Genomic DNA, 2,164 nt, shown 5'->3' on the forward strand with positions numbered 1-2,164 from the left:
CCGGGCAGGCATGCGCGCGCACTAACGAACGCGGTGTCGAGGTTCGCGTGCATCGCGTCGCGCCACTGCGCGTCGTCGGTTTCGTCCGCGCGGCCAAGCCCGTGGCCGCCCGCGCAGGTGACCAGCGCGTCGACGCGGCCGAAGCGTTCGGCGATCTGCGGCAGGAAGCGGGCCCAGTCGGCGGTGCTCGCGGCATCGCCGGCCAGCGCAAGGCCGCCCGTCTCGGCGGCCAGCGCGTCGAGCGGCGCCTGACGCCGCCCGATCAGCACGACGCGATCGCCGCGGCGGGCGAAGCGGTGCGCGCACGCGGCGCCGATACCGGTGCCTGCGCCGGTGATCGCGATCGTGCGGGGTTGCGGGTGTGTCATGTCGTGCTCCGGAAAGGTGTCGTTTCCGGTCACTTTAGGCGGCGCCGGCAAGCGCCGGTATCAGCCGAAAGGATGAACGCGGGCGGCATCCGGCCGGCCGGTGCGACCGCGGGCCATTTTGCAAAGGCTGACGTTGTGCGACGCAGAATCGCTCTATCCTCCACATTTTTGCGATAAGTCACGAAAGCCCGGCAGAATAGCGCGGGCGGGCCGCGCCTCGACGCGCGGCGCATCGGCCGGCCGATTCCGTCGTGCGAGCGGAGCGGCAGGCCGGCGATCCCGGCGGGAGCGCACACCCGGTGCGCGGGCGTTGCATCGTCCGAGGATCGTGCCACGACAACATATCGCCCGGTGACGCGCTCGCGCGCCGGACCATCGACAAGAACAGGGAGGGCCGGCTATGAGGCTGGACGACGAAAGGGAAAGCACGAACGTCGAGGATCGCCGCGGTGCCGGCGGGTTCGGCGGCGGGCGCGGTGCGACGATCGGCATCGGCACGATCGTGGTTGCATTCGCCGCATCGTATTTCTTCGGGATCGACCCGCGCGTGATACTCGAAGGCGCATCGGCGCTGCAGGGCCACCAGCAGCAGGCGCAGCCCGCGCCCGCGCCGCGGCAGGGCGCGGCGGCGAACGAACCGAACGTTGTGTTCACGCGCAAGGTGCTCGGCAATATCGAGCGCACGTGGACGAGCGTGTTCAATACCCAGTTGCACGCGCAGTACCAGCCGCCGACGCTCGTGATGTTCAAGAACTCGACGCCGACCGCATGCGGCACGGGCCAGACCGCGATGGGGCCGTTCTATTGCCCGGGCGACCGCAAGGTGTATATCGATCTCGGTTTCTACGACGAACTGCGCAAGCGTTTCGGCGCGGGCGGCGATTTTGCGCAGGCTTACGTGATCGCGCATGAAGTCGGCCATCACGTGCAGAACCTGCTCGGCATTTCCGACAAGGTCGATGCGGCACGCCGGCGGGCGAGCCAGGCGCACTCGAACGCGCTGTCGGTGCGGATGGAGCTGCAGGCCGACTGCTTCGCCGGCGTGTGGGCGAACAACGCGCAGCGCGCGAACCAGCGACTGATGGAACCCGGCGATTTCGAGCAGGGGCTGAAGGCCGCCGCCGCGATCGGCGACGACCGGCTGCAGCAGCAAGGGCAGGGCTACGTGGTGCCGGAAAGCTTCACGCACGGCACCAGCGACCAGCGCGTGTACTGGCTGCGGCGCGGGATGGAATCGGGCGAGCTGAGCGCCTGCGACACGTTCGCCGCGAACGCACGCTGAAAGCGGCGCGCCCCGTCGCGCGCCCGCATCGTCCCGGCCGAACCCGCGATGCCGGCCGGGCCGGGACGATTTGCCGATTTGTGCTCACCGGCGCTTTGCGGCGCCGGTAGGCTGGCCCGAACTTCGATCTTCGATCCGTTCGCCTGCCAGCCGATTCCACCATGCCGACCTCATCCGTTCCCGCCGACCCGACCGCCGCCGACTGGCAGCGCGCGCTGCGCGCGTGCGTGGACGCGTTCGACGCGTTCGCGAGCCCGTCCGCGATCGTGTTTTACCGGCTCGACCAGAGCGGCGAACCGGCCGATTTCGAGCTGTTCGGAATGCCGGAATCGATGCATCGCACCTATGTCGCGCGCTACCGGATGCTCGATCCGCTGCATCCGTCGCGCTGCGCGGCAGGCGAACGCGCGGTCGTCACGCTCGCGTCCCAATTGCCTGACGAAAGGCGCGATGCGTCCGCGTACTGGACCCGTTTCCTGCGGCGGCACGACGTGGCCGACGTCGTCGAGATCTG

The 2,164-nt window shown here is 69.4% G+C and carries 2 protein-coding genes and 1 pseudogene; 2 read left to right on the forward strand and 1 reads right to left on the reverse strand.

Annotation, left to right across the window (positions count from 1 at the left end; all coding sequences use genetic code 11):
• Window positions 1-368: SDR family oxidoreductase (locus G3O00_RS42070; RefSeq protein WP_206146535.1), on the reverse strand; the 368-nt coding region annotated here is incomplete at its 3' end.
• Between the two features lie 400 nt (window positions 369-768).
• Here G3O00_RS42070 and G3O00_RS42075 point away from each other — a divergent pair.
• Window positions 769-1,650 (forward strand): neutral zinc metallopeptidase, encoded by an 882-nt coding sequence (locus G3O00_RS42075; RefSeq protein WP_206146536.1) that lies wholly within the window; start codon window positions 769-771, stop codon window positions 1,648-1,650.
• A 161-nt stretch (window positions 1,651-1,811) separates the two neighbouring features.
• Window positions 1,812-2,164, forward strand: a pseudogene (locus G3O00_RS42080) (helix-turn-helix transcriptional regulator); the annotation flags it as partial.

Origin of the sequence: Burkholderia sp. Ac-20384, from assembly GCF_017104605.1 — a bacterium.
GTDB classification, from domain to species: domain Bacteria; phylum Pseudomonadota; class Gammaproteobacteria; order Burkholderiales; family Burkholderiaceae; genus Burkholderia; species Burkholderia lata.